Here is a 24,986-nt window from a genome sequence, read left to right on the forward strand (position 1 = left end):
TTCGGGAGGATGTATATAACATCAACTCACCGACTATCACCGCTGAAAATGTGAGAAATACAATATTAAGATGAAATTCAAGATATATTGAATATACTATTTTGCGTATTTTCTTTATTATTCTCGTATGAAGATACGGCCGCGTCGATTAAGCGGACGTGAAACGAGACACGGGGGCGTAATTCGGCCGTCAGAGTACGGACGAGCTTAACGGATGCGAGCGATACCGCGCTCGAACACTTTGTCGTTCGGGAGGATGAGTTCCTCCTCGTCGGACTCGATGTGTGTCACGAACAGGTCCATCTCGGAAACGATACCCTGCGTTTCGCCGACACGGACCTCGTCACCGATTCCGTACGGCTGGTTGAGGAGGAGGTAGATGCCGGCCGCACCCGACGCCAGCATCTGTTTGAACGCGACGACGGTGAGCACGATGAGGGCGAAGAAGTACGCGGCGAGTAACACGATCAGCGCTCCGGTCGCCACGCCGACCTGCGAGAGGGCGATGAGCGCCGCCAGGAAGAGGACGCTGTACTTCGCGCCGAGCGGGACCACGTCGACGCGCTCCAGTTTGACCCCGCGGAGAAGTTCGGCTACGAACAGTTCGACCTTGTCGGCGACGACCAGCCCGACGATGAGGATGAGCACCGCCGCGAACAGCTGAGGGAAGAAGGCCGCGACGGCACTGCCGAACTGGTCGACGTAGTTGAGACCGACGAGCGAGAGCGCGACCAGGACGCCGAGGACGATGACGAAGTAGCGCGCGAGCCGCGAGACGATGACGACGGTCGAGGTGCCGAAGTCGCGGGCGGTCCGCTCGAACGACGTCCCCTCGATGGCGTCGGGGACGCCGAGACGCTGGAGGAGGCGCACGAGAAGCAGGCTCGTCAGATACCCCAAGACGACGCCGAGAACGACCACACCGAGGGCGAGCCACACGCGTGTCGGGACCGTGTCGAGCAGCTCCACAGCCGTCTGCATCGTCAGTAGTCCTCCGGATCGATCTCCAAGATGAGCTGCCCGCCCTTGAACGCCCGTACCAGTCCGTCCGACTCCGAGAGCACGATGGCCGTCGCGTTCGTGTCACGGGTGATAGCGCCGCCGGCCATGTGCCGCGCGCCGAGCCCCTTCGGGATGTCGACACCCTCCGCGGAGGGTTCCAGGTACCGATAGGCGGAGACGATTTTCCCGGAGTCCGAGATGATAAAGGCGCCGTCCAGCCGCGAGAACTCCTTCAGCATGACGTTCACGATGGGGTCGCCCACGTGGACGTGGGACTTCTCGAACGGGTTGTACGACAGCGGCCGCGACTTGTTCATCACCTTGCCGGCGTCGCCGACCACGAACAGCGCGCCGACGGGCTTGCCCTTCTGTCCCTTCTTCCCGAGTTCGATAGCCACCTCGAAGACGTCGCGGATGACCCCCGGTTCCGCGCGCGAGTGCGTGAAGAGGTCGTACAGCCCCGAGCGCATCGCCTCGTCCACGCGCACGCGTACGACCGAGTCGGGGTCGCCGTCGAAAATCGCGACGGAGCAGGCGAGGTCGTCCCCTTCGGCGACGAGGCCCCGGTCCATCGCGCCTTCGATGCCGAACCGGATGCGGTCGCGGACGTTCTTGAACTCCAGGGGGAGTTCGACGTACGACTCCGCTTCGACCGCGTTCTGCGGGGCGACGACCACGACCCTCGTCTCGGCGTCGTTGCCTGCGACCTGTTCGTAGAACGAACTGTTCGGTGAGAAGAGGAACACACCGTCGACGTCCGTGATGAGGTAATCGAGGAGGTCCGAGAGGGTCGCCATTGCTCCGTAACTCGGACGCCTTCGGGATAAGGGTTTACGTCGTCGTCATGCGGTCGTCGGACGGGTTCGGGCTCCGACCGACGGGGCGTTCACCCGAGCCATCGTATTGACCAGTTGATGATGCCGAAGGGGCTGGGTGTGTTTCAGTCAGTCTCCCGGTCGTCGATTCTCCCCTCGTACTCGGCCTCGGCGAACCGTTCGGATCCACAGTTGCATCTGCCGTCGGAGGTCGGGACGAGGACTTCGTCGTCGACGAGACGGGCGGAGTACGGCTGGCCGCAGTTCTCACAGAGCACGGGGATTCGCTCAGTCATTCGTTCGGTTGGATCTGACGGGCCGTCCGGAGCAGACGTCGGGACGTTCGCCACCGAGACGGAGCGCCGCCGATAACTCGACAGGGAACTCGGGACCGTCCGCCGGCGGCGGTATCTCTGCACGCTTGTGGACCGAACCGAGTTCCGTGACGGACCGAAGACGTCGTCGACGTAGGCGAGTGAGCATCCACGGACGCACTATCACTGGTCGGGTGAGTGGGCTTACTGGTTGTTTTAACAAGCTCGTTTCAGTTTCCGTCTCCACGATATCGTGTCAACGTGTCTTCGATCAGTGCCTTGGTCCCCCGTTGTAAGAGTTGCGAGACGGCCTGTTGTGTGATTCCCAACTCCCGAGCGACGTCCTCGCCGGTCACCCGTTTCGGAGCATCGTAGTAGCCGCTCTCGTACGCGATGAGGAGGGCTTCACGTTGCTTGGGAGAGACGCGGTAGTGCTCTTGCTCGGGTGTCTCGGGAGCGGTTATTCTGTGAAGCGTCACCGCTCCGAACTCCTCGAAGTGTTCTCGAAACTCGTGGAAGTGTTCGCGCGAGCCGAAGCGCACCTCGAGTTGCCACCCGGCAGCGGTTCCTCGCGCTTCGAGAACCACACCGTCGTGGTCGAGGATGACGTGGAGACGGTCGCTCACGACGTCGGCCCAGTAGAAATGGTAGAGGTGTGCGTCCTCGAAGGAGTCCGTGACTTCCGCGTCTTCGACCGTCGAGTCGTCGGTAACGGCCTCGTCGAACACGTCCCGGTCCGCCTCCAGAATCCACACGAACGGGATGACGTGTTTCGGACTGTGGGCGACCATGCGGTCCAACTCCGCAGTCGCTGTCGGGACGGCTTCGAGCGCGTCCCCCAGACAGAACGCGTCCGCCGCGACGCTGAACTCCGCGATGACGCTCATACCCGACCCTCTCCGCGTGAACGGAAAAACACCACTCTCCGGTGTGCTGTGCGGAGACGCTGCGAGACGTCGAGCACTTCTGTGGGTGCTGACTCTGCCGGGACGTGTGACGGGGCGAAGGTAGCTCTTCGCACTCTGATCCGGATCGCACCTACACCCCGAGGAGACGGACTCGGCTTCCCTCGTGGGGTCCATCGTATCTGCTGGTGAAATAAAGCCGTTAACTACTGGAGCCGAATCATGTTGACCGAGAACGGGGATTCAAAATCGGGGAGGGGAGCCGAGGACGCGTCTGCAGTCGCCCGCCGAGGAGGACGTGCGGCGCCGGTGCTCACCCGCCAGCGGCGGACGTCCATACTCGACTTCAGCCCCTCCGCGGGGGTGATATCGCCTCCGGTGCGACATCTGACGCCGGCGGTTTCCGCGAGTGACTGAATGTCGCGGCGGAGTGACGACAGTCCGAACCGTCACGTCCCGGGGTCTTTATGTCGGAGGCGCGTACGTGTGGGCGGGAACGACATACGCACTGTGTGTCCGTGTCTCGCCGAGAGAGCCGGGTTACCGGTCTGGCGTGCGACGCTCTGTTCTCTTCGCGTGGTCGTCACGCGGGGCACATCACAGAGTCCCCTATTCCACACACAGACATGAGTGTACCAGACGACACTGAGCGGACGGACCCCCAGTCGAGCGAGGAACAGCGCGACCGAGGCGACACGGCCGTCGTCCTCGAATGCACTATCCCCGCGTCGGACGTCGCGTTCGAGGGCGTCCTCGAGGCGTTCCCGGACGTCGTCGTCGAGGCGGAGCGACTCGTCCCGACGAACCACTCGCCGCTCCCCTACCTCTGGACCGATGACGGATGCGACGAGAGGTTCCGCGAGGTCCTCGTCTCGGAGCCCGCAGTCGACCGCGTCTGGAAGATCGCGACGTTCTCCGAGGGCGCTCTCTACCGCCTCAGATGGAACGAGGGCCGAGGACGGTTTCTCGACTGGCTGGCCGACTCACACGAGAGCATGGCCGTCCTCGAAGCGTCGGCCACGGATGGGGAGTGGACGATAAAGTTCCGATTTCCGGACCGTTCGGCGCTCAGTGACTTCCGATCGTTCTACCAGTCGAACGGCATCGACGTCCAGATACTCAGGCTCTACGACCTCACGCAGCCGAAGCTCGGGCAGTACAACGTCACGGAGAAACAGCGGGAGGCGCTCGTCCGTGCGCTGGAGATGGGTCACTTCGACATCCCCCGAGAGGCCACGCAGACCGAGGTCGCCGAGTCCCTCGGCATCACCGCCAAGTCCGTCTCCGAACGACTCCGGCGGGGACAGGTGAATCTCATCAGCAACTCCCTGAACATCGGCGGACCGACCGGTGTCGGTATCGACGGGGAGGACGACCACCGAGACATGTAAAGGGGTCAACTGATGGGGGTCAACAGACTTGTCAGCTCCACGACCACATCTGTTCCATGCGCCGAAACACGAACTGGCCCTCTCCCCGGCACTGCACCACCAGTCAGTCACGAGCGCAAGGCGTCGCCTCTCGAACGTCGCGGTCACGGGTAGGCCGATGATTCCCGTATCCGTGGTACTCCGCTGTCACGGCTGTGGACAACCCATCAGAGCCGTCGAACGCGGCGGGTCCGTGACCGTTCTCTTCGACCGCTGCCCCGAGTGTCACAGCACCGTGTTCGAGAACACGCAGACCGGGCAGGTCGTCGAGGCGTCGGCCGGATACGCGGCGGTGCGCTGAACACGTCCGTATCCTTTCTCTAACCGGTTGTTCGTGTAATACGAGTTTCCAGATTGTGTTGATCCTTGCCGCTCTTTAAATCGACAGGGGGACCGGATTTGAACCTCGCCGAGACGTTCCGGGTCGCTCGCTGCGCTCGTTTCCCGGGTTGTGACTCTTCTGATTCAAATCCACTCGTCACGATTTTCGTCCTCGCTGTCGCTCGGACAGAAAATGCGTGGGACCGGATTTGAACCGGGGCAAGACGTGCTCGCTCACTTCGTTCGCTGCGCGCGGCTTGCGGGGTTCAAACCGGCCGTCTGCACTTCCCGCTCTCACGTTCGTTCGAGCGGAGAAGTGCGTGGGACCGGATTTGAACCGGCGGACTCCTATGAGACAGCGTCCTAAGCGCTGCGCCGTTTCCTGGCTTGGCTACCCACGCGCGTTTCACGCTTCATCCCCCGAAAATTCAACCCATCGCTTCGCCCCGACAAACGGTTTTTATCCACGCCCACCGACTCCCGAGTATGTACCGGGCCAGCGACAGGGTCGAAAACGAGGAGTGGCTGGCTCGCATCGACCGCGCCGCCGACAGCCTCGAACTCGGTTCCGACGCCCGGTCGGTCGCGGTCGACCTCTTCTTATCGCACGTTCCGAGCGCCGAGCGGTCGAAGCCGGCCGTCGCGGCGGCGAGCCTCTACGCCGGGAGTCTCATCGTCGGCGAGGAACGCTCCCAGTCGCGCGTCGCCGAGACGATGGAGGTTTCGCGCCTCTCGATCCAGACCCGCTGGAAGGACCTCCTCCGCGACGCGGGGTTTCAGCCGCCGGAGTGGTGAGCCGCGAGTCGGTCGCGGATCAGGCCGTCCGGACGCCGAAGTGCCGCCACAACACGTAGTACGTCACGAGCCCGCTGACGATGGCGGCCGTGACGCCGGCGGGCGCGCCGATGAGCGGGGAGGCCTCGGTCGTCGCGCCGATGGCGGCCCGCCGAGCGATGAGATGCGTGACGCCGAAGCCGACGAACGCGAAGGTAGCGAGGCCGACGAGGAGGCTCCCGGCGATGGCCAGCGTCTTCGGGCGCATGGAGAGTGATACACCAACGACGTGTGAGAAGGTTTCGCCCACTCGACCGGTCGGCGGGTTCGGTCAGCGGTTCGTCGGGTCGCGTGCGGGCGGGCGCCCGTCGCGGTCGGGCGTGAGGTTCCCGTGTTCGTCGATTTCGCCGCGGACGATGCGCGTCGAGGAGATGCGCTCGCCGTCGTCGGCCGGGACGTGGTCGACGACGCTGACTTCGAGCGGGTCGAGCCCGCGTTCACGTCTGATTTCGTTCACCGCCTCGGCTCCCGCCTCCGTCTCCGGAGAGACCACGAGCGCGTCGAAACCGGGTTCGGTCGCGATGCCGGTCGGCTCGTCGAGCCGTCGAACCGTGAACTCGCGGTCGTACCGTTCGGCTAAGGGGGCGAGTTCCGCTTCGAGGTCGCGCTTTCGCTCCTCGAACGAACGGACGTGTCTGTCGACGTTCCGCGTCTTCGGGGCGAGGTCGTCGCTCGTGAGGCCGACGGTGACGTCCCCGATCTCGAACGCCCGCTCGAAGAGGGCACGGTGCCCGTCGTGGACCGGGTCGAACGTCCCGCCCAGCGCGACGTGCATACACCGGGCGTAGTGGCGCCGACTCTTAAAATCGACTGCTTTCCTCACTCGGTCCGGCGCTCGTCCTCGACGGTGATGGTGACGGGCGACTCGTCGCCGGCCGCGTCCGCACCGCCGAGGCGTCGGTCGAGGTTGAACACCGTGTTGAGCTGTCGCTGGACCTGGTCGACGACGCCGTTGACGAGGTCCGAGGGCGCGATGGCCTCGTACTCGTAGGGGTTGTTGCCCGCCCCGGCGCTCTCGCGCTTGTCCCGCGTTACCTTCTCCTCCTCGTGGAGTTCCGCGAGCGCTTCCCGAACCGTGCTCGGGTAGAGACCGGTGCCGTCGGCGACCTCCTCGCTCGTCGACCCCGGGTGCTGGCGGAGGTAGACGTAGATGCGAGCGCGCGTCTCGGTGTCGAGCAGCCACGCCAGCAGGTCGACGACGTTCTCGTCGAACCCCTCGACTGCGCGGTCGGCCTCCGCCTCGAGCCGCTCCCGTGCCGCCTTCGCCTTCGCGGTCGGTGACGGGTCCCCCTCCTCGTCGATCAGGTCGTCAAAGTCGTCTTCCCCCTCGGGCCCGTCCTCGGCCACGGACCCTTCGTCGTGCGTGTCGTCCGTTCCGTCGGTCGGGTCGGTGTCCTCTGGCGCCATCGTGTTTCCGTCAAAAGGTCAAAACCACGGACCCAAATAGTTTTTGTTAATTATTAATCATTTTCTCTTGCGGCGAGAGAACGCGCTCACGAGGCCTGTCGTCGGTCGCTCGCACCTGTCGTCGCTCCCGGAGTGGTGGTCTTACAGGGCAACGGACCGCATCAGACGAACAGTGACCGGCAGAGCGCGTCCATGCCCTCCTCGTCGTGAAGTCGACGCTGACGGGCCGCCCCGGATTCGGCGTCGAGCACCTCGCGCAGTCCCGTGACGTCGAGTCGGTCGCACTCGGCGTCGACGTGGGTCCCGAGGCCGACGACGTCCTCCCCGTCGGGCGCGACGAACGACGCCTCCCGACCGTGCCGCATCGCGCGCCACTTGTTCTCGTCGAGGAGTTCTCTCCGAACCCGGGTTCGCGACTCGCCGTCCTCGTACCGTTCGGCGAGGTCGAGCACGAGCGCGTGGACGTACTCGGTGAACGCCGTCACCCGGGCGGGGTCGGTCTGTGCGTCGGGCGTCCGCACCTCGACGGTGCCGTGTCCGGTGTGGGGACGGACGTCGTACCACAGCTCTCCGCGGTCGTTGATCGAGCCGGTCTCGACCATCCGCCGCTCGAACCGGAGGTAGTCGTCGAAGGAGTCGAACGCGGTCGGCATCCCCGTGTTGGGGAGTCCCTCGAAGACCTTCGCCCGGGCCGAGGACAGTCCGGTGTCGAACCCGTTCCAGTACGGCGAGTTCGCCGACAGCGCCAGGAGTGGGGGAAGGTACCACCGGAGTTCGTTCGCCACCCAGGTCGCCTTGTCGGCGTCGTCGACGCCGACGTGGACGTGCAGGCCGGCCGTCGTGTTCCGGTGTTGGGGGTACTGAATCCGGTCGAGCTGGGCGCGGTAGCGTGGCTTCTCGGCGTGGTCGAGTTCGCGCCACTTCGCGGCCGGGTGGAGGCCCGCGGCCGCGATGCGGTAGCCGTGGGTTTCGGCGTGCTCGGAGAGCGCCTCGCGGACCGCACGCACCGTCTCGTCGACGTCGCCGACGGACTCGATGAGCGGCGTCTGCGTCTCGATGGTGAACTTGAACAGTTCGTGGTCGAGGCGGTCTTCGAGCAGTTCCGGGGGCGAGTCGCCGTACACCAGGTCACCGATACCCGATGTCGGCCGTCCGGCCTCGTCGACGATGTAGAACTCCTCCTCGACGCCGAGCGTCCCGAGCTGTGAGAACGCCTCCGACGAGCCGATATCCATCGACGCGGCCTTGGCTCCGGGCTGTTAAATAAACCGTGGACCGGCCCTGGCCCCGCGAACGGCAGCCGCTACCGGGGCCGGGCGACGACCGCGAGGTGGTCCGCGTGGTACCGGTCGAGTCGCCGCGTCTCCAGCAGGTCGTACCCCTCCGAGAGCGTCTCGCGGACGCGCGCGAAGACGTCCTCCGGCGCGGCCGTGACGTCCTCGCTCCGGGCCTTCACCGCGAGGAGCAACCGGCCGTCGGCGGCGAGGAACCGTCGGTTCCGGAGGGCGACGTCGGCCTGTCCCCGGGTCGCGACGTCCTGGACGAGCAGGTCGAGCCCCGACTCGACGACGTGGGCGTACGTCTCCGGGCGACGAGCGTCCTTCAGCAGCGGGAAGAGGTTCTCTCGGTCCTCGGCCACGTCGAGGAGGTCGCGGGTCGGTCGCGGGGCGAACTCGACGGCGTACGTCGGCCCGCAGACGTCGGCGACGTGACTCACCGTGGTTCCCGAGGCCGCCCCGAGATAGAGGACCGCGTCTCCGCCCTCGATACCCGTCTCCACCCCGAGTTCGAGCATCGCCCCGAGCTTCGACCGGCCGGCGTCCCAGACGCGCCACCCATCGACGGACGGTTCGCCGTACACCGGGTCGCCCCGCGTGACCAGCCGCTCCCGACCGTCGACGGTACGGCGCTCGACGCCCTCGGGGAGGCTCACGCCTCGTCACCTCCTTCGCTCCCCCCCTCGGCGCGGCTTCGGATACGCTCCATCCGCGCGGCGAGGTCGGCGTGCAGTCGCTCGCGGCGTTCGCCGGCGTAGTGGTCCGCGCGGGCGGCCAGCGCGAGTTTCGCTGCGAACGCGCGGGCGGCCGACCCCCTGTCCTCGCGGCGGGTGCCACGGACGAACTCGTGAGTGAAGATGACGCCGTGTTTGGGCGAGGGGGCGTGCCCGCGCAGGTGGGCGAACAGCGCGTCCTCCGCGCCGAGAACCTGGACCGTCCCGGCGGGCATCTTCGCCAGCGGTTCGAGCCCCCCCGCGAGCGCGACCAAGCGGGAAGCCAGGACCGGACCGGCCATCTCGGCGAGGTTCGGCACCACCGTCGGGGCGTGAGATTCGAGGTACGCCCGCAACTCGTCGCGTTCGTCAGCCAGCGCCACGACCTGCGAGGCCAGCGCCACGACACGTTCTTCGGTGGGGTCCGACGGGTCGCGGGCGGCGACCGCACGGGCGGCGTCGATACCCGAGCCGACGTCGTCGAAGAGCGCACCGGCCCACTCCCCGACGCGCTCGGCGAGTTCGTTCGCCGTCCGCGCGGCGTCGTCCATGGCGCGGACGGCGTGTTTCAGTTGCTGATCGTCGGCGCGTTCGCGGGCGTTGACCGCCCCCTTCGTGGCGTGGACGGTCGCCTCGTGGAGCCACTCGTAGTACGCCTCGGTCGAGGCGACAGCACCCTCGTCGACCGCGAGCATCGGCCAGTCGCGGGGTGTGTCGGCCTCGCCGTCGGCGATAGAGGCGGCGGCCCCGTCGCGGTCCTCACGTTCGACATCCGCGAACCAGCCCCGACTCCCTGGAGCGGTTCCGTCGTTCATACCACTCGCTGTCACCGAGGCTGTTTATTCCTCCCGGTACGGGGGTTCCCAACCGCACTGCTCTCGCGTGTGCTGTCAGACGCCGGAACAGTCGACTCGGGCGTCCCGACGACGACGGCCGTTTCGCCTCTCCGATGAGTGCCCGGCGCTGGGAACAGCAGCAGTGCTATCGCGCGTTCCAGCGGTATTTAATATCTGACAACACCACTACAGGTGCGATTCTCGGGCGGGTCGAACCGTCGACTGCGACGAGAGGAGAGTGAGAGATGATACAGTACGAAACGCAAGAGACGAGACACGGCGGTCAGGCGCGCTGGATACGGTTCGGGACAGCCAACGGTCTCCTCGGGGGTGTCCTCCTCGCGGTCCTCGGGCTCGTGATCCACACCGGGCTGACGGACGCGCAGTTCGAGGTCGCAAACCCACTCGGTGCGGTCGCGATGGTCCTCCTGGTGGCCGCGCTCCCCGTGTTCTACCTGCACGAGCGCCACTGGTTCGGTCGGCTCGCGACGGCCGGGTTCTGGCTCACGACCGCCGGTTGGGTCGCCACGGCCGTGACGATGGCGCTGTTCGCGCTCGGCTCCGAGATGGCGGGACTCGTGTTCGTGCCCGCCTGGCTCGTCGCGATGCTCGGCGCGTTCGCCCTCGGCGTCGCGATGCTCCGCAGCGACGACGTCTCGAGCACTCGGCTCAGCGCGTGGCTCTTCGTCGCCGCGCTCCCGGTCGGGCTCGCGCTCTCGGTCGCGGTGACGTGGTTCGCGTTCGGTCGAGTCGACACGCCGTGGAACGGTCCGCTCGTTCTCTACGCGCTCGCGTGGGTCGTCTTCTGTGCCCGCGCGTGGTCCGGGCCAACGGACACCGTTCGCGGTTGAGACGGACACCGACCGGGTGACGACGGACGGACCACCGACAGCGGCCGCTCGCGGGTGAGTAAAAACGACGTCTGCCGGGAAATGCCGGACAAACGGGCGTCCGCTCGTCAGTGGGCACCGCGCCCCTCACGAGTAGTCGAGAGTCGAATCGAGTCGTCGGAGACGACCTTACAGGCGCGTGAGGTTCGCAGCGCGGGGACCCTTGGGCGAGCTCTGAATGGAGAACTCGACCTCCTGTCCCTCTTCGAGGTCCGGGCCGCCGACGTCCTCCATGTGGAAGAACACGTCGTCGTCCGCATCGTCCGTCGAGATGAAACCGTAGCCGCCAGTGTCGTTGAAGAAATCAACGTTTCCTTTCGCCATTGCAACTAAACGATGACCCGACAGACCGATAAGTCTTGTGTATTCGTTCAGAAATAAGCTGAACTTCGAAACTTTGTTTCGTAAAACGTTTTTTTAGATGCTCGAATGTTCGTTACTATGAGGTCACGACGGTATCGCGTTCGTTTCTGACCCCACGACGCGACGTTTCGGTGGAACGGTCAGTTTCGTGCCATATCGTGAGGTGCGTGTTCAGTTGTCACGGGGTGGCGGCGGCCAGACGCGACCGCTCGGATCGACTGCCGACGCGACGGTCGACTCACCCGCCCGAGCGGTAGCTATACGTGCGACACCTCACCCGCCTGAGCGGTAGCTATATGTGCGACACCGAGACACGAACGGGCATGTCTCACGAGAACCTCGACACCGGTGACGACGGACAGTTCGGCGAGTTCGGCGGGCGACACGTCCCCGAGATGATGGAAGAACCGCTCGCGCAACTGGCGGAGGCGTTCGAGAACATCGTCCAGACCCCGGAGTTCCACGCCGAGTTCCGGGACATCCTCGAACCGTACGCGGGGCGGCCCACTCCGCTCTACCACGCCGCGAACCTTTCGGAAGCGTACGGCGCGGACATCTACCTCAAGCGGGAGGACCTCCTCCACGGCGGGGCGCACAAGATCAACAACGCCGTCGGGCAGGCGCTCTTGGCGTCGAAGGCCGGCAAATCGAGGCTCATCGCCGAGACCGGCGCGGGTCAGCACGGCACGGCGACGGCGATGGTCGGCGCGCTGTTCGACATGGACACGGAGATATACATGGGGAAGAAGGACGTCGAGCGGCAGAAGATGAACGTCTTCCGCATGCGACTGATGGGCGCGGAGGTGAACGAAGTCACCAGGGGCGGCGCCGGCCTCGCCGACGCCGTCGACGCCGCCTTGGAGGACTTCGCGCACAACATGGAGGACACCCACTACCTCGTCGGCTCCGCCGTCGGCCCGGACCCGTTCCCGCGGATGGTCAGGGAGTTCCAGTCGGTCATCGGGCGGGAGGCACGCGAGCAGGTCATCGAGGAGACGGGCGGGCTACCGGACGCCTGTGTCGCTTGCGTCGGCGGCGGGTCGAACGCCATCGGACTCTTCCACGCGTTCCGCGACGACGACGTCGCCTTCTACGGTGCCGAAGGCGGCGGCGAGGGGTCCGACTCGAAGAAACACGCGGCGCCGCTCGCGAAAGGAAAGGAGGGAGTCATCCACGGGATGCAGACGCGGGTCATCGACGACGACGTCGAGGTCCACTCGGTCTCTGCTGGTCTCGATTACCCCGGCGTCGGCCCCGAACACGCGATGTTCCGCGCCGTGGGCCGGTGTGAGTACCACGGCGTCACGGACGACCAGGCGCTCGACGCCTTCCGGACGCTCTCGGAGACGGAGGGCATCATCCCGGCGCTGGAGACGAGCCACGCAGTCGCCCTCGCGAAGGAACTCGCCGAGGAACACGACACCATCGTCGTCAACCTCTCGGGTCGGGGTGACAAGGACATGGAGCAGGCGGCGGAACTGTTCGACCTCGGCGCGTGAACGCGAATCCGGAATAGGGTACCGTACCCATGATAACATTTAACAGGGAATCGGTCCTACGGGCGAGTGATGTCAGAACGGCCGTCCTACGTGTGCCGAGACTGTGAGACTCCCGTGACGTCGGCTTCGTACCGGGCTTTCTGCCCGGAGTGCGGCGGCAAACTCCGCCCGAAAGCGTACGGAGAGCAGGGAGTAACACCGGCCGCACGGGACGAAGGGGTCTGAGTCTCCACGCCGGGACGGAACCGCACGACCGACAGTTTCCTTGAGGCAGAGCCCGTGAGTGTCGAGTGATGACCACGGGCTTCGACAGGCGACGCGAACGGGGGAGTGACGACCCGACGACCATCCGGAGCCTCGCGGTGACCGTCGACGACGTGGTGACGGCGCTCGAAGCCCACCAGCGCGCCGACAGGCCGGCCGTTCTCCGCGTGACACCGCCGTTCGCGGGGCGGATGCGCGCCCGTCTGCACGTCGTCGATGGCGAGGGACGGTACGACGGGGGCACCGCGCCGCTGCACATCCACCCCGGAGCGTTCGTCGGCCCCGGGGTCGCCCCGATTCCGTCGGTCGACGACACGGAGGACGAACTCCGCCGGCGCGGGGAGTACTCCGTCGAGCGACACCGCGAGTTCCACCGCTCGGCCGTCGACGCGTGGCGCGAGTCGGTCCGGGAGGGTCTCGTCGACCGACTCGAACTCGACGTCGACTCGGAGCGCCACACGGTCGAGGTGAAGTACCTCGGCCGCCGGAGTGAGTAGGGCTTTTCTCGCGGGGGCATCTCGGTACGGCTGTGAGCGCGAACACGACCGGGGACGAGTACAGTCGCGGCCGCACGGAGGAGAAGCGGCAACAGCGACAGCCGAGGGTCAACCCCCGCTACCGGCCGGTCATCGTCGTCGTCTGGGGGGTCGGACTGGCCATCCTGTTCGTGCTGTCGCTGTTCAGTCAGGCCGGCGCGACCATCCCCTGGGTGCTTCTCGTCTCGCATCTGGCGCTCGCGTGGCTGGTCCGACTGGACATCAAGTCCATCCGGAGGCAGGGGGTCGACTGGGGGTTCTCCCGACACCTCTGGTTCGCCGCGACGGTCGTCTTCCCGCTCGTCGCCCCGGCGTACTACCTGTACAGCGGCCGCATCGTCGGCCGGGAGAACGAGCGCCGCAAGCGCGCCCAGGGACTCGACGACGCGAACGAAACGAGCGAGAGTCGAACGGACGACGGCGACGACCAGCGCGACGTCGGCGTGTCGTGACGACGCTCGTCTCGGTGCCCCCTCCCACGTCGTTCACGCGGCCCCGACAGCGACGGGTTACACCGAACGGAACCGCAGCCGACGGTCTTTTCCGGCCGGTCGGCCGAAAACGGACGATGCCACGAGTACGACGACGGGCGCTCGCGGTCGCACTGGCCCTCCTCCTCGCGACGAGCGGCTGTCTCGGCGTCCTCTCGGGGGACGCGACGACGTTCGAGGCCGACCCCGCCGACGTCGACGACGCGGCCGCCTCTGAGACCGGGTTCGAGAAGAACGGGACGCGCGACAGCGTCGTGACCCGGGAAATCGGGCCCGATGGCGTCTCGGAGACGGTTCGGGTCGTCAACAAGGTGACGACGTACGAGAAGACCCTCGAGATTCCCCTCCTCGGGTCGGCCCGGCTGGGCGTGTTCAGCATCGTGTCGAGCCCCGCCGTCGAGATAGCCGGACAGACGTTCAACCCCGTCGCGGACTACTCGAACGACCGGCTCGTCCAGTTGGTGACGAACCGGTTCGGGTCGCTTTCGAACGTCGAGCAGGTGGGTTCACGGCAGGTCACGGTGCTCGGGAGTCAGACGACGGTGACGAAATATTCGGCGACGACGACGGTTCAGGGTCAGCAGATCGACGTGTTCGTCCACGTGACGAAGGTCCGCCACGAGGACGACTTCCTCGTCGGCATCGGCGTCTACCCCCAGCGACTCGACCAGGAGTCGGAGGTCCTCTCGCTGTACCGGGCGATCGAACACCCCGCGTCGGGGGAGTGAGCACCTGACGACGCTGTCGAGGCAGGACACCCCGGACAACGCTTTTTAGTGGCCCCTCGGAGGTAGCAGGCATGAACAGCCTGCAGGCGGTCGGCGTCGCCCTCACCGTCGCGGGGGTCGTCGGCTACGTCGTCGGCGTGTTCGCGCCGTACCCCGGACGAGGGTTCAGCGTGACGGGCGTCATGGTCGGCCTCACGTTCCTCTCCATCGGGGGGGTTGCGCGATGACGGTCGGTGCGGTCGTCTACACCGAGGCGGGGGTCGACACCTACGACGGCGCCGACCTCGAACGGGCCCGCGACGCCGACGGGACGACGTGGGTCCGCGCGTGGGACGCCACTCCGGGAGAACTCGACCGCGTCGCCTCCGTGTTCGGCATCCACCACCTCTCAGTGGAGGACATCCAGCGAGACATCCGGCCGAAGACCGAGGAGTTCTCCTCACACACGTTCGTCCTCGTGAAAACCGCCTCGCTCCGGACGGGCGAGACGACGTTCCGCGAGGAACTGCGGACCCAACAGATCGGCCTCTTCATCGGTCGGGACTGGCTCGTGACCATGTCGACCGTCGGCACCGACGCCGTCGAGAGCGTCTGGCGGTCCATCCAGCGCGGGGACGTACGGACGCTCCGGCTCGGCCCGGACTTCGCCGCCTACCGCGTCATCGACCGCATCGTCGACGAGTACTTCGTCGTCCTCGACGAGACCGAAGACCTCATCGAAGAGATCGAAGACGGCGTCCTCGCGGGGCCGAGCGAGGAGGTGCTCGTCGCGCTGAACGACGTCCGGCGCGACCTCCTCTCGGTGCGGAAGGTGCTGTGGCCGACCAGGGAGGCGGCGGCGATTCTCGCGCGTGGGGACCCCGACTACGTCCAGCCGTCGACCGAGAAGTACTACCGCGACGTGTACGACCACCTCGTCCAACTCGTCGACCTGACGGAGACGTACCGCGACCTCGCTCGCGGCGCGCGGGACATCTACCTCAACTCGCTGTCGCAGTCGACCAACGAGGTGATGAAGACGCTGACCGTCGTCGCGACGATTCTCCTGCCACTCACGTTCATCGTCGGAATCTACGGTATGAACTTCTCCGGCGGACCGTACAACATGCCCGAACTCGGCTGGCGGTTCGGTTACCCCGCGGTGATGTTCGGGATGGCGTCGGTCACGGCGATTCTCGTGGCGTACTTCCGACAGCAGCGGTGGCTCTGAGGCGTTCTGACGGGCGACGGTCGGCGAATTCGGAGAGATTTGGGTGAAAGTTCGGCAAATCCTCTTACCGAGGTACAGCGAACGCTCATTCGGAAGCGCAGTGGGACCCCCGAGCCCGACGCTGTCAGCACCGCACCGACCCCCCTGAGCCGGGTTCCCCACGCGGCGAAACAGCTATATTGCGCTTCCGCTTCGGCCCGCCATCCCGTGAAACGAGAGCGCACCCCATTCGACACGCCGCAGTACGTCGGTTACGCGGCTGCACAGCCACGAAAGATTTATATATGTTTCGCACTTACTGATGGTAAGGAGACGGCGTCGGGTTCTCGGTCTTCTCGCTCTCTCTCAGCCGCGCACGTCTCACCACCCACCCACATGATGAGCGACACCAAACTCCGAACGTTCAGCAACGAACACGAGACGGACCTCCGGACCAGCACCGACGGCGAAGAACACGAACAGGAACGAGTCTGCCCCGAGTGTGAGGGCGCCCTCCGCTCGGACGACGGCGAGACCGTCTGTTCCGAGTGCGGACTCGTCGTCGAGGACACCAACATCGACCACGGCCCGAGTGGCGCGCGTTCAACGCCAGCGAGAAGGACCAGAAGTCCCGCGTCGGCGCACCCACGACGAACATGATGCACGACAAAGGGCTGTCGACGAACATCGGCTGGCAGAACAAGGACGCGTACGGCAACTCGCTCTCGTCGCGCCAGCGCGAGCAGATGCAGCGTCTCCGCACCTGGAACGAGCGCTTCCGCACCCGCGACTCGAAGGAGCGAAACCTCAAGCAGGCGCTCGGCGAAATCGACCGCATGGCCTCGGCGCTGGGCCTCCCGGAGACCGTCCGCGAGACCGCGTCGGTCATCTACCGCCGCGCGCTCCAGGACGACCTCCTTCCTGGACGGTCCATCGAAGGCGTCGCCACCAGCGCACTGTACGCCGCCGCCCGCCAGGCCGGCACGCCCCGCTCGCTCGACGAAATCGCCGCGGTCTCCCGGGTCGACAAGATGGAGCTCACCCGGACGTACCGGTACATCGTCCGGGAACTCAAGCTCGAAATTCAGCCCGCGGACCCCGAGCAGTACGTCCCCCGATTCGCCTCGGACCTCGACCTCTCCGACGAGTCCGAACGGCGCGCCCGACAGCTCCTCCGCTCGGCGAAGGAGGCGGGCATCCACTCGGGCAAGTCCCCCGTGGGACTGGCGGCCGCCGCGGTGTACGCGGCCGCCCTCCTGACCAACGAGAAGGTCACCCAGTCGGAGGTGAGCGAGGTCGCGAACATCTCCGAAGTGACGATCCGGAACCGCTACAAGGAACTGCTCGAAGCCGAGGACACCGGCCTCACGGCCTGACGCTCTCGACCGCCGCGCTCGTTCCGAACGCCCCCGCGCAACAAGCTTTATTCGGCCCCACTGTGACATGAAGAGCCATGGTCGAGGCCTTCGTCCGACTGTTGTGTCCGGAGTGCAAGAAAGACTGGGAGACGAAACCCAGTGAACTTCCCGGTCCACGGAACAACTTCTCCTGTCCGGGCTGCCACGCGACGCGACGGCTGGCGGAGTTCATGCGGACCGAACACGACCTCAAGACGCTGAAGCAGTTGCAGTAAGTTCGGACGGACTGCTGTCGGCTGCTCGCGGACGTCGGCGACTGCCGGAAACCAGTGACAGCAGTCCGTGTCACGCGTCGGGGACCGCCGACAGCGCCCCGCAGGCGTCGCACTTGAGCACCGTCGCGCCGTTCTCCGTCACCAGCCGTGTGTCGGGGAGGCCACACTCCGAGCAGCGAACGAACCCCTCGGCGTACGACTCCATCGCGTTCTGTACGCGCGACTGCTTGAACGACCCGGTGAGGCGGGCGCGCCCCGCCTCGTCGATTCTCGCGGCCGTCCCGAGTTCGGACTGGAGGAACTTCAGGACGTGTTCGGCGTCGCGGGCGAGGTGGTCGACGGTCGCCTGGAAGTTCTGGTAGACGGTGACGTTCCCCTCCGGGCGGACGGACGCCTCCGGCACCTCGTACCGAGAGTCAGCCTCCTCGATGTCCGGGGCCCGCTCCAGCCCGCGGTTGAGTGCGTCGTCGTAGTCCATACACCGGTCGTTGGAGCGGCTTCGGACAAAACGTTCACGACCGCGAGACGGTGGACGTGTCAGCCCGTTTTTTCAATGATAAATGACACTCATGTTAAGCGCACCCGAAGCGCATGTTAACGCGACTCAAGATAATAATATAATCCCTCAGTGGTAACGTGGGTTTGCTCATGAAGAAACAGGAGCTCATCCACCTGCACGGCTTACTGTCAGAAGTACATACGCAGATGGAGACCTGGGAAGACGAAGAACTGGACCTCTCCGAGTACGAGACGATGGGGGTCCGGCCGACATCTATCCACCGCTCGAAGACGGACCACAAGGCAGCCGTCTTCGAGATTGCCGAGGGGATCACCACGGCGATGAAGGAGGCAGAGGCGGAAACCGACCACCTGGCCCCGAAGGCCGACTGAACTACTTCTCGCAGTCCCCGCGACTCGCTGACTACCGAGAGAGTCGCCGGTACGCGAGGCGCGCGTCGGAGCGAGCACGCGTAGCGCGCCGAAGCGAGCGGCAGGGACAGTGGATCAGCACGCGGGGAGCGGACGCTCGGGTCAGCCGTCGTCGACGAGGTCTTCGAACTCGGGGATGAGGTCGTCGTCCGCGTCGGACTGGGCGCGCCCGCCGTCGCTCGACCGCGACGAGTCCGTGTCGGTCGAGGACTCGTCCTCCTCTCCCTCTTCGGGGATGGGTTCGACGAGAATGACTTCCAGCGGGATGTTGGTGAGCCGTTTGCCGATCTCCTTCCGGGCGATGCGAGCGGCGTGTTCTTCCTGTTCGACGTTGAACACGCGCATCTCCAGTTCGAGTGCGACGAGCGCCTCGTCGGCCGCGACGAACGCGGGCAGGAGTTCCTCCCCCGACGGGGAGGTCCGCGAGCCCATCTCGATCTCCACGTAGTTGAGGTCGGGGTTCAGCATCTCCCCCGTCTTCGAGATCGCGATACGGATCGCCTCGTCTTCCGTCTCGACGTCGTACACCGGAACTGCAGCCTCGACGACGACCCTGCAATCCATGTCCGTTACTTGTCGTTCCGTCTTCAAGAAGGTTCTCCCGGGCCCTGTCGGCGGCGAGGAGGCCGTCTACGCGTCCCCGCCGGCGCGGAGGTAGTAGAAGACGTACGTCTGTGCGTAGCCGGCGTAGGTGCCGCCGAACCGCTCGCGGACGGCGCGGGAGGTCTCCCGGTAGCTCCCCCGGTCGCAGTCGGGGTAGTGGTCGGCGATGGCGGTCTGAATCCACGTGTCGAGCGGGACCGCTTCGAGGTAACCGAGCGAGAAGAGGAGCACGCAGTCGGCCACCTTGTCGCCGACCCCGACGAACCGGGTGAGGTACTCCCGGGCCGCCTCGTACTCTCTCCCCTGGGCCTCGCGCGGGTGGGCCTCGCCCTCGGCGACCATCGCCGCCGTCCGCTGGACGTACGGCGCGCGGTAGCCGAGCTTCAGTGCTCGGAGGTCGGACTCGGTCGCCGCCGCGAGCTGGGTCGGCGTCGGGAACGCGTGGTACGTCTCGTCTCCCACCTGGACCGCGTCGCCGTACTCGCGGGCCAGCCGCCGCTGCATCTCGTGGATGCGTGAGACGCGCATCTGCGCCGAGCAGATGAACGAGACGAGACAGGGAAAGGGCGGGTCGCGCACGAGTCGCATCCCCCGGTACCGCTCGTAGGCACTCCGTAAGAGCGGGAGGTCGGGCGTCGCGTCGAGGATGGCGTCGAGGTCGTCGTCGAGGCGGAGGAGGTGCGTCAGGAGGGGCACGGCGTCGATGGTCGACTCCCACTCCAACACCCCGTCGCGCTGGCGGACCCGGACGACGCACTGCTCCTCGGTGACGCCCTCGACGGCCGGGACGGCCGTCTCGTACCAGGCGTCGCCGCCGTGGGCGTGCAGCGAGTCGTACATCCGTCCGTCGGAGCGGTCCCAGAGGTACGACTGCCCGCTCTCCAGCGTGGCCTGCAGGTCGAACGGGCCAACCTCCGAGAGGGGGATGGTGCCGGTTTCGAACTCCAGCGTCGTCGACTCGCGGCTCATCGAACGAAGGGACGGACTACGGGGGATTGTCGGTTTCGGTCTCCCTTCGTGCGTCTCGGGTCGCGTGTCGCGTGTACAGCACGAGCACGTGAGCGGTCGTGAGTCTGGAGCGGTCGTGGGTCGTACGACCGTCGCGAGTCCGTCACATCGCGGTCGGCTTCCGCGCTCGGGCACTTCGAATCACAGCCGATACCCCAGCACCCCCGTACCGAAACCGCTCAATAACGCGTCAGCGGCTCCAGTTCGACTCCGACTTCCTCGCGGTAGTCCCGGGCGGCGACGTACACCAGCACGCCGAGCGTCTCCCAGCCGACGAGCGCCGGTATCGCGCTCTCCATCGGTGACCGGACGAGCGGGTCGGCCGCCGGTCCCGTCACGGCCGGACCCACGCGGGTGTACCCGAGGACGATTGCGGGGTCGAGGGTGAGCGCCTGCCAGAGCAACAGCCCCGCGAGTCCGGCCCCGCTCAACCCACACAGCGCCAGGAGTCGCGGCGAGAGACGGAACTCGCACGTCCGGTAAAGGTCGGGGTTCACGACGGGAAGGGCGGCCGTCGTCAGCCCGTGTGCGACGTAGCAGACGAGCAGCCCCGGAACGGCGAGAAAGAGGCCGACGAAGACGGCGTCGACGGAGACGAGCGCGCCCGCGAGGGCGAAGACGACGACGCTGGCGACGTCAGGTGCGCCGCCCCGGTTCGCGTGAGCGAGGGGCGGCACTAGCTCCCCAAGCCCCGCGAGCGTCCGGGTCGGAGCCCACGAGAGGGCGACGAGCGCGGCCAGCGTGGCGAGGACGAGGCCGGGAGCGACGAGCGCGCTGGCGGGAACGGAGAGGCCCGAGGCGGCCGCGTCGACGAACGGGACCGAGGCGAATATCATCCGCGCCCACGGGACCACCCCGAGCGTGACGAACGCCAGCAGCGTCACGAGCACCCCCACGCCCGCCACTCCTCCGACGAGCGCGCGGGGGAGCGTCTCCCGCGGCAACCGGACCGAACCGGCGAGCGCGGCGCACGCCTCGAACCCGACGAAGCCGAACAGCGCGACGACCGCGCCCCGACCGACGGACAGCACCGGTTGCTCGCGGAGCACGGGCGTCGGAAAGAGCGGGACGAAGTTGCCTGGGACGACCACCGAGAGGGCCGCGACCGACAGGACGAGGACGAAAAGCGTGAACACCCCCGAAAGGACGAGGCCGACGCGACCGACGGCTACCGGGCCGGCGAGGTGAAGCGCGAGGAGAACGCCGAGCGTCCCGAGGGCGACGACGTTCTCGGGGAGTCCGAGGGGGGCGAGGCGGGCCAGGTACCGTGCGAGGAGCGCGAGTAGGGCGGCGTAGGCGGCGACCGTGGGCCACGTGAAGAAGAAGCCGACGGCCCGGGAGCGCCACGTCCGCGAGAGGTGCAGGTACGCGCCCGCGCCGTCGTCGCCGAGCGGCCCCGAGCAGAACGTCGCGTAACCGACCGCGAGCGCGAGCGCGCCAGCAGCCGCGACGAGGAAGCTCAGCGGCGTCGCCGGGCCGGCGAGGTTCTCGACGCGCTCGGGGATGTACAGCGCGCCCGCGCCGAGCAACGCGCCGGCCACGACGCCGAGGGCGTGCGGGAGCGACAGCTGTCGGTTCCCACCAGCCATTGGGATGTTCAGGCGGTGTGACGCGATATAGCCTCGGTTCGCCGGCCGTTCAGGAGGCCGACGAGTGAGAACCTCGGCCGCCGTAGAGTCGGTGGTGTCCGTCGAGACTGCTCACGCACGACGGGTCCGCGAGCGTCCCCTCCCCGACGGAACCGAGCGCACCGGAGACGCCGCCGTGTGGGTCGGGGTCGTGCACTCGCCACCGGGGCGGTTCGACCGCCGCGTCGACGCCAGCTATCCAGCACTGGGGCTCTCGCCCGAGACGCGCGAGACGCTCGAACGGCGCCGTCGGGACCTCCGGATGCAGGGGCTCTGCGCCGAGGGCGCGCACAACGCCGCCTGGGAGGAGTTAGCGGTCGATACGCGCGACCGAAGCCGGCTGTCGGGCGAGACGAGCGACGAGGGACGGGAGGCGCTCGCCTCGCTCAGTTCGCTCGTCGAACGCGAGCACGTCGTCCTCGCGACGGACCGCTGGCCCGGGGGTCGGTGCCATCGGGGGGTCCTCTCCTCGCTCATCGGTTCCGACTGACGGGGAACTTCACGCGCTCGGGGGCCGCGTTGAACCGTTCGAGGATGCGCTCGTAGAGGACGTTTCTGGTTCGAGCCCCGCGGGGGTGAACCAGGTACCGGAGGCGGAGTTCGACCCACGACTCCGTCTGGACGACGTTCACCGTGGGTCCGTCCTGGACTTCGAGTTCGACGGCGGTCTCCGAGAGCCGCTCGCGGTAGTCGGCGATTTCGCGCGCCATCGCGTCGCCGAGATAGTCGTCGGCGACGTCGATCATCGTCTGGCGGGCGAACCGGAGGTCGGTCTCGAACGCCACCTGAATCGACAGTTCGTTCCAGACGTGGTCGACGAGCGTCGTGTAGTTGACGACCTGCGAACTGAGGACGACGCTGTTGGGCACCGTGACGACCCGTCCGGAGGGCTGGTGCGTCGAGACGAGGTCGCCGTTGACCTCCCAGAGGGTCGTGACGAGGAAGTCGACCTCGATGACGTCACCCTTCGAGTCGCCGATCTTCACCCGGTCCCCGACGGCGTAGGGCCGCTTCAGCATGATGTACACCCACCCCAAGAGCGAGAGGAGGGGCTGTTGGAGCGCGAACGTGATGGCGAACCCGACGACGCCGAGCGAGAGGAGGACGCCGACCCACTGCTCGGTGATGACGCCGAGGACCGAGATGAGCGCGGTCCCCCCGAGGAGGAGTCGGAGGACGTTGCGGACGTCGTGGGCGCGGCGTTTCGTAAAGCGCGCGGCGAGCACGCGGAGGACGATGACGTAGACGCCGTAAAAGCCGAGGACGGTCGAGACGACGAGGAGCGCCTTCGTGAGCACCACGTTCCCCGAGAGGACGGTCGTCGGGAACGGGTCGGGGAAGGGTCCGGTGGCCTGGATGTAGCCGGCGGCGAGTGCGGCGATGCCGGCGACGACGAGCGCGGAGTACCCCAGTCGACGCGTCACGGCGCGGAGGTCGGGTCGGCCCGGCAAAACAGTGTCGACCGCCGCTCCGGGTCTAGCGACGGGGGCCGGGACCCGCCCGCGGTCGTCAGACCGTCAACTGAAGCGCCTGCCGGATGTGAAACCGCGTCTCGGGGTCGTTCGACTCGACGAGTGCCTGTTCGAGGTGCCTCCGGACGGCGATGCGGTGGGTGTCGGGCGCTGGATCAGCGTGCATACGTCATCATTATTAACGTGATATATAAACGTATGTTGCCGAGTATTGGATGTAGTAACTAATTAACTATGGATTGTGTCTGATATAAAAATATAAATTCACGAACTAAATACGTTCGTCGAATCGGATATATGGTTCCGAGACGGGCACGGTACGAGGGCCGGCGAACGGACGACCCGAGTCAGCGGATGTAGATGTCGGTGAGACTCGCGAGTTCGTCCGCGACCCCGGTTTCGAATCCGTCGCGGGTGACGCGCCAGCCCCAGTTCCCCTCCGCGGTGCCGGGCGTGTTGAAGCGGGCGTGTGAGTCCAGTCCGAGGAGGTCCTGCATCGTGGTAAAGGCCATCACGGCCTCGGAGTTCCAGACGGCCTCGATCATCGACCAGTTGATGTTCGAGCCGTCGACGCCGAGGTTGTAGTGGAGGCAGTCTCTCTGTTGGGGCCCGAGGCTCCCGTAGTAACCGACGACGGTGTCAGTGTCGTGCGTCGAGGTGTAGCCGACGACGTTGTCCGGGTAGTGCATCGGCTGGTACATGTGGCCGGCCTCACACCAGTCGGCGTACTGGGGGACGCGCATCCCGGGGAACTCGAACCGGTCGCGGAGTTCGACGAGGCCCTCGTCGAGGAAGCCGAGGTCCTCGACGATGAACGGGAGTTCGCCGAACTCGCGCTCGACCGTCTCGAAGAAGTCGTGACCGGGGGCGTCGACCCACTGGCCGTCGCCGGCCCAGTCGGACTCGGCGTCGATGGCCCAGTACTCGTCGAAGCCCTTGAAGTGGTCGATACGAGTGATATCCACGAGGTCGAACAGCCGATTCAGGCGGTCGATCCACCAGTCGTAGCCGTTCTCGCGGAGGTGGTCCCAGTCGTACAGCGGGTTGCCCCAGCGCTGGCCGTCGTCCTGCGGATTGGGGGGACCCCCGCGACGACCGTCGGTTCGTTGTTCTCGTCCAATCGAAAGGCGTCGGGGGCGGCCCAGACGTCCGCGCTGTCGAGCGCGACGTAGATGGGCAGGTCGCCGACCAACTGGATGTCGCGCTCGTTCGCGTACGCCCTGAGGTCCCGCCACTGTCGGTCGAAGGCGTGCTGGGCGAACTTCCGGAAGGCGACCTCTTCGGCGAGTTCCTCGCGGTACCGGTCGAGCGCGTCGGGGTCGCGCGTCTTCACCTCGTGGGGCCACGTCGTCCAGAGCGCGCCCTCGAACTCGTGTTTGAGCGCCATGAACAGCGCGTAGCCGTCGAGCCAGGCGGCCTCGCGCTCGCAGAACTCGTCGTACTCGTCCGTGGGTTCGAAGCGCTCGAACGCCGTCCGGAGACGGTCGCGCTTGAAGGACGCGACGTGGCCGTAGTCGACGTGGTGGTCGTCGAACGACTCGCCCGTGAGTTCCGCCTCGGTGAGGAGGCCGCGCTCTGCGAGACGGTCGAGGCTGACGAGGAGCGGGTTGCCGGCGAACGCCGAAAACGACTGGTACGGCGAGTTGCCGTGCGCCTGCGAGGTGGGACCGAGCGGACAGAACTGCCAGAGCGACTGGTTCGCGCGGTCGAGGAAGTCGAGGAAGTCACGCGCTCCCTCTCCGAGGTCGCCGATACCGTGTGGGCCCGGAAGCGACGTGACGTGCATGAACACGCCGCCCTGACGCTGGAATCGCATATACGTCGGATTCGACAGCGTGACACATTAAGCGTGGGGCTTCGGCGGTGAGCGCGAGCGAACCCGAAACGTGACGACCATC

The 24,986-nt window shown here is 66.4% G+C and carries 30 protein-coding genes, 1 tRNA gene and 2 pseudogenes; 14 read left to right on the forward strand and 19 right to left on the reverse strand.

All coding sequences use genetic code 11. The annotated features are described in order from the left end of the window. Positions 1-207: 207 nt before the first annotated feature. From C2R22_RS10300 to C2R22_RS10315, 4 genes are all read right to left on the reverse strand, one after another. Positions 208-981 (reverse strand): mechanosensitive ion channel domain-containing protein, encoded by a 774-nt coding sequence (locus C2R22_RS10300; RefSeq protein ID WP_103425678.1) that lies wholly within the window; start codon positions 979-981, stop codon positions 208-210. A gap of 2 nt (positions 982-983) precedes the next feature. Beyond that, complete coding sequence (dacZ, locus tag C2R22_RS10305; RefSeq protein WP_103425679.1) at positions 984-1,799, reverse strand: diadenylate cyclase; 816 nt, start codon at positions 1,797-1,799, stop codon at positions 984-986. A 143-nt stretch (positions 1,800-1,942) separates the two neighbouring features. After that, on the reverse strand, positions 1,943-2,113 hold the full coding sequence (locus C2R22_RS10310) for a hypothetical protein (protein ID WP_162562447.1): 171 nt from the start codon (positions 2,111-2,113) through the stop codon (positions 1,943-1,945). 248 nt (positions 2,114-2,361) lie between these two features. After that, positions 2,362-3,018, reverse strand: a complete 657-nt coding sequence (locus C2R22_RS10315) for a helix-turn-helix domain-containing protein (protein ID WP_162562448.1) — start codon at positions 3,016-3,018, stop codon at positions 2,362-2,364. A gap of 644 nt (positions 3,019-3,662) precedes the next feature. Between C2R22_RS10315 and C2R22_RS10320 the strand changes: the two genes are divergently transcribed. Further along, on the forward strand, positions 3,663-4,427 hold the full coding sequence (locus C2R22_RS10320; protein ID WP_162562449.1) for a helix-turn-helix domain-containing protein: 765 nt from the start codon (positions 3,663-3,665) through the stop codon (positions 4,425-4,427). 157 nt (positions 4,428-4,584) lie between these two features. Continuing rightward, complete coding sequence (locus C2R22_RS10325; protein WP_103425683.1) at positions 4,585-4,767, forward strand: TFIIB-type zinc ribbon-containing protein; 183 nt, start codon at positions 4,585-4,587, stop codon at positions 4,765-4,767. Positions 4,768-5,104: 337 nt separating this feature from the next. On the opposite strand, the gene C2R22_RS10330 is transcribed toward C2R22_RS10325, so the two are convergent. Then, a tRNA-Leu gene (locus C2R22_RS10330) sits at positions 5,105-5,188 on the reverse strand. An 85-nt stretch (positions 5,189-5,273) separates the two neighbouring features. Here C2R22_RS10330 and C2R22_RS10335 point away from each other — a divergent pair. Further along, positions 5,274-5,582 carry a cyclin family protein gene (locus C2R22_RS10335; protein WP_103425684.1) on the forward strand — a complete coding sequence of 103 codons (309 nt, stop codon included), beginning with the start codon at positions 5,274-5,276 and terminating at the stop codon, positions 5,580-5,582. A 19-nt stretch (positions 5,583-5,601) separates the two neighbouring features. Here C2R22_RS10335 and C2R22_RS10340 read toward each other — a convergent pair whose 3' ends face one another. The 6 genes from C2R22_RS10340 to C2R22_RS10365 all read right to left on the reverse strand — a co-directional run bounded on the left by C2R22_RS10340 (position 5,602) and on the right by C2R22_RS10365 (position 9,833). Then, a complete protein-coding gene (locus tag C2R22_RS10340; protein WP_103425685.1) occupies positions 5,602-5,829 on the reverse strand; it encodes a hypothetical protein in 228 nt (75 codons plus the stop codon). 63 nt (positions 5,830-5,892) lie between these two features. Beyond that, on the reverse strand, positions 5,893-6,396 hold the full coding sequence (locus C2R22_RS10345) for a phosphopantetheine adenylyltransferase (protein ID WP_103425686.1): 504 nt from the start codon (positions 6,394-6,396) through the stop codon (positions 5,893-5,895). A gap of 44 nt (positions 6,397-6,440) precedes the next feature. After that, positions 6,441-7,028, reverse strand: coding sequence for a winged helix-turn-helix transcriptional regulator (locus C2R22_RS10350; RefSeq protein WP_103425687.1), 588 nt, complete (start codon positions 7,026-7,028; stop codon positions 6,441-6,443). A 161-nt stretch (positions 7,029-7,189) separates the two neighbouring features. Next, on the reverse strand, positions 7,190-8,263 hold the full coding sequence (locus tag C2R22_RS10355) for a glutamate--cysteine ligase (RefSeq protein ID WP_103425688.1): 1,074 nt from the start codon (positions 8,261-8,263) through the stop codon (positions 7,190-7,192). Between the two features lie 68 nt (positions 8,264-8,331). Continuing rightward, a complete protein-coding gene (locus C2R22_RS10360; RefSeq protein ID WP_103425689.1) occupies positions 8,332-8,961 on the reverse strand; it encodes a fibrillarin-like rRNA/tRNA 2'-O-methyltransferase in 630 nt (209 codons plus the stop codon). Further along, positions 8,958-9,833 (reverse strand): NOP5/NOP56 family protein, encoded by an 876-nt coding sequence (locus C2R22_RS10365; RefSeq protein WP_103425690.1) that lies wholly within the window; start codon positions 9,831-9,833, stop codon positions 8,958-8,960. Before C2R22_RS10365 ends, C2R22_RS10360 begins: the two co-directional genes overlap by 4 nt. Before the next feature lie 266 nt (positions 9,834-10,099). Here C2R22_RS10365 and C2R22_RS10370 point away from each other — a divergent pair, with 266 nt between their 5' ends. Next, positions 10,100-10,705 carry a hypothetical protein gene (locus tag C2R22_RS10370; protein ID WP_103425691.1) on the forward strand — a complete coding sequence of 202 codons (606 nt, stop codon included), beginning with the start codon at positions 10,100-10,102 and terminating at the stop codon, positions 10,703-10,705. Between the two features lie 168 nt (positions 10,706-10,873). On the opposite strand, the gene C2R22_RS10375 is transcribed toward C2R22_RS10370, so the two are convergent. Then, positions 10,874-11,068: a cold-shock protein gene (locus C2R22_RS10375; protein ID WP_103425692.1), complete on the reverse strand. Its 195-nt coding sequence runs from the start codon at positions 11,066-11,068 to the stop codon at positions 10,874-10,876. A 362-nt stretch (positions 11,069-11,430) separates the two neighbouring features. On the opposite strand from C2R22_RS10375, the gene trpB reads away from it, so the two are divergent. The 8 genes and pseudogenes from trpB (at position 11,431) to C2R22_RS10410 (ending at position 17,447) form a co-directional block, all read left to right on the forward strand. Continuing rightward, positions 11,431-12,606: a tryptophan synthase subunit beta gene (trpB, locus tag C2R22_RS10380; protein ID WP_103425693.1), complete on the forward strand. Its 1,176-nt coding sequence runs from the start codon at positions 11,431-11,433 to the stop codon at positions 12,604-12,606. Between the two features lie 293 nt (positions 12,607-12,899). Next, entirely contained in the window at positions 12,900-13,367 is a 468-nt protein-coding gene (locus C2R22_RS10385; RefSeq protein ID WP_103425694.1) for a hypothetical protein, read from the forward strand. 32 nt (positions 13,368-13,399) lie between these two features. After that, positions 13,400-13,858 carry a hypothetical protein gene (locus C2R22_RS10390; RefSeq protein WP_216824823.1) on the forward strand — a complete coding sequence of 153 codons (459 nt, stop codon included), beginning with the start codon at positions 13,400-13,402 and terminating at the stop codon, positions 13,856-13,858. A 116-nt stretch (positions 13,859-13,974) separates the two neighbouring features. Continuing rightward, positions 13,975-14,625, forward strand: coding sequence for a DUF6517 family protein (locus C2R22_RS10395; protein ID WP_103425695.1), 651 nt, complete (start codon positions 13,975-13,977; stop codon positions 14,623-14,625). Between the two features lie 71 nt (positions 14,626-14,696). Then, entirely contained in the window at positions 14,697-14,852 is a 156-nt protein-coding gene (locus tag C2R22_RS25615; protein WP_173862795.1) for a hypothetical protein, read from the forward strand. After that, a complete protein-coding gene (gene corA / locus C2R22_RS10400; protein ID WP_103425696.1) occupies positions 14,849-15,835 on the forward strand; it encodes a magnesium/cobalt transporter CorA in 987 nt (328 codons plus the stop codon). Before C2R22_RS25615 ends, corA begins: the two co-directional genes overlap by 4 nt. 378 nt (positions 15,836-16,213) lie before the next feature. Continuing rightward, a pseudogene (locus C2R22_RS10405) lies at positions 16,214-17,190 on the forward strand (transcription initiation factor IIB). Positions 17,191-17,267: 77 nt separating this feature from the next. Next, a complete protein-coding gene (locus C2R22_RS10410; protein ID WP_103425697.1) occupies positions 17,268-17,447 on the forward strand; it encodes a DUF7836 family putative zinc-binding protein in 180 nt (59 codons plus the stop codon). Between the two features lie 70 nt (positions 17,448-17,517). Here the strand turns inward: C2R22_RS10410 and C2R22_RS10415 are convergent, their stop codons facing one another. Further along, entirely contained in the window at positions 17,518-17,925 is a 408-nt protein-coding gene (locus tag C2R22_RS10415) for a translation initiation factor IF-2 subunit beta (RefSeq protein ID WP_103425698.1), read from the reverse strand. Positions 17,926-18,095: 170 nt separating this feature from the next. On the opposite strand from C2R22_RS10415, the gene C2R22_RS10420 reads away from it, so the two are divergent. Further along, positions 18,096-18,338: a UPF0058 family protein gene (locus tag C2R22_RS10420; RefSeq protein ID WP_103425699.1), complete on the forward strand. Its 243-nt coding sequence runs from the start codon at positions 18,096-18,098 to the stop codon at positions 18,336-18,338. A gap of 141 nt (positions 18,339-18,479) precedes the next feature. On the opposite strand, the gene C2R22_RS10425 is transcribed toward C2R22_RS10420, so the two are convergent. The 3 genes from C2R22_RS10425 to C2R22_RS10435 all read right to left on the reverse strand — a co-directional run bounded on the left by C2R22_RS10425 (position 18,480) and on the right by C2R22_RS10435 (position 21,577). Continuing rightward, positions 18,480-18,941 (reverse strand): DUF555 domain-containing protein, encoded by a 462-nt coding sequence (locus C2R22_RS10425; RefSeq protein WP_103425700.1) that lies wholly within the window; start codon positions 18,939-18,941, stop codon positions 18,480-18,482. Between the two features lie 66 nt (positions 18,942-19,007). After that, positions 19,008-19,949, reverse strand: coding sequence for a DNA-3-methyladenine glycosylase family protein (locus C2R22_RS10430; RefSeq protein WP_103425701.1), 942 nt, complete (start codon positions 19,947-19,949; stop codon positions 19,008-19,010). Between the two features lie 218 nt (positions 19,950-20,167). Further along, positions 20,168-21,577 carry an amino acid permease gene (locus tag C2R22_RS10435; RefSeq protein WP_103425702.1) on the reverse strand — a complete coding sequence of 470 codons (1,410 nt, stop codon included), beginning with the start codon at positions 21,575-21,577 and terminating at the stop codon, positions 20,168-20,170. 64 nt (positions 21,578-21,641) lie between these two features. Here C2R22_RS10435 and C2R22_RS10440 point away from each other — a divergent pair, with 64 nt between their 5' ends. After that, on the forward strand, positions 21,642-22,106 hold the full coding sequence (locus C2R22_RS10440) for a hypothetical protein (protein WP_103425703.1): 465 nt from the start codon (positions 21,642-21,644) through the stop codon (positions 22,104-22,106). Here the strand turns inward: C2R22_RS10440 and C2R22_RS10445 are convergent. The 3 genes and pseudogenes from C2R22_RS10445 to malQ form a co-directional block, all read right to left on the reverse strand. Then, positions 22,090-23,040, reverse strand: a complete 951-nt coding sequence (locus tag C2R22_RS10445) for a mechanosensitive ion channel family protein (RefSeq protein ID WP_103425704.1) — start codon at positions 23,038-23,040, stop codon at positions 22,090-22,092. The two genes, C2R22_RS10440 and C2R22_RS10445, sit on opposite strands and share 17 nt — an antisense overlap. Before the next feature lie 85 nt (positions 23,041-23,125). After that, positions 23,126-23,254, reverse strand: coding sequence for a hypothetical protein (locus tag C2R22_RS26950; protein ID WP_281259232.1), 129 nt, complete (start codon positions 23,252-23,254; stop codon positions 23,126-23,128). A gap of 181 nt (positions 23,255-23,435) precedes the next feature. Then, positions 23,436-24,904, reverse strand: a pseudogene (gene malQ, locus C2R22_RS10450) (4-alpha-glucanotransferase). Positions 24,905-24,986 lie beyond the last annotated feature (82 nt).

Origin of the sequence: Salinigranum rubrum (assembly GCF_002906575.1) — an archaeon.
GTDB lineage: Archaea > Halobacteriota > Halobacteria > Halobacteriales > Haloferacaceae > Salinigranum > Salinigranum rubrum.